The organism is Streptomyces sp. NPDC048389, from assembly GCF_040706335.1.
Lineage (GTDB): Bacteria > Actinomycetota > Actinomycetes > Streptomycetales > Streptomycetaceae > Streptomyces.
On sequence record NZ_JBEZKP010000124.1, the window covers coordinates 1 to 1,349 of the forward strand.

The window sequence follows — 1,349 nt, forward strand, 5'->3', positions numbered from 1 at the left end:
TCTACGAGGAGGCCGAGCGCGCCACGGAGCGGTTCAACGAGGCCGGTGAGCGTGTCGAGCACCTCAGGGACAAGGTGGCGCACGCGCAGGACAGGCGGGCGCCCTCCCTCATCGGGTCCCTGATGCTCAGACCTGGCCGGCCTTCTCCAGCGCCGAGCAGCAGGTGTCCACCAGCAGGCGGGTCACCACGTACGGGTCGACGTTGGCGTTCGGGCGGCGGTCCTCGATGTAGCCCTTGCCGTCCTGCTCGACCTGCCACGGGATGCGCACCGAGGCGCCACGGTCGGAGACTCCGTAGCTGTACTCGTTCCACGGGGCCGTCTCGTGCAGACCGGTCAGACGGTCGTCGATGCCCGCGCCGTAGTTCTTGACGTGGTCCAGCGGCTTGGAGCCCTCGCCGAGCGACTCGCACGCGGTGATGATCGCGTCGTAGCCCTCGCGCATCGCCTTCGTCGAGAAGTTGGTGTGCGCGCCGGCGCCGTTCCAGTCGCCCTTCACCGGCTTCGGGTCCAGCGTCGCGGAGACCTCGAAGTCCTCGGCGGTGCGGTAGAGCAGCCAGCGGGCCACCCACAGCTGGTCCGCGACATCGAGCGGCGCGAGCGGTCCGACCTGGAACTCCCACTGGCCGGGCATGACCTCGGCGTTGATGCCGGAGATCCCGAGGCCCGCGGCGAGGCAGTTCTCCAGGTGCGCCTCGACCACGTCGCGGCCGAAGATCTCATCGGCGCCGACACCGCAGTAGTACCCGCCCTGCGCGGCCGGGAAGCCGCCCTCGGGGAAGCCGAGCGGACGGGAGCCCTTGAAGAAGGTGTACTCCTGCTCGATGCCGAAGATCGGCTCCTGCGCGGCGAACTGCCCGTACACCTCGGCGAGCGCGGCACGTGTGTTGGACTCGTGCGGGGTCATGTCCGTGTTGAGGACCTCGCACAGCACCAGGACGTCGTCGCCGCCGCGGATCGGGTCCGGGCAGGTGAAGACCGGCTTGAGCACACGGTCCGACGCGTGGCCCTTCGCCTGGTTGGTGCTGGACCCGTCGAAGCCCCACACGGGCAGCTCGGCGAGGCCGGCCGGGGAACCCGTCATGATCTTCGTCTTCGAGCGAAGCTTGGCGGTCGGCTCGGTGCCGTCGATCCAGATGTACTCAGCCTTGAAGGTCACGGGGTCTCATCCTTTGCGGGTGCAGCGGTATGCCGCGCAGCTTGGCAATGCGCGATTTCCCAGCCGTTGCCCGTTTGTGAACCCCGCGTTACGCCCGCCGCCCGCCGCCCGCCGCCCGCCGCCCGCCGCCCGCGCCCCGGGGCCGGGCGCTCGCGGCGGGACTCGCGCGGGGGGGCGCGGCGCGGTGCGTC

1 protein-coding gene is annotated in these 1,349 nt (G+C 70.6%); it reads right to left on the bottom strand.

All coding sequences use genetic code 11. The features are described 5' to 3' along the window. Positions 1–126 precede the first annotated feature (126 nt). Positions 127–1,158, bottom strand: coding sequence for a glutamine synthetase (glnII, locus tag AB0903_RS34305; protein ID WP_366708740.1), 1,032 nt, complete (start codon positions 1,156–1,158; stop codon positions 127–129). Positions 1,159–1,349: the final 191 nt, after the last annotated feature.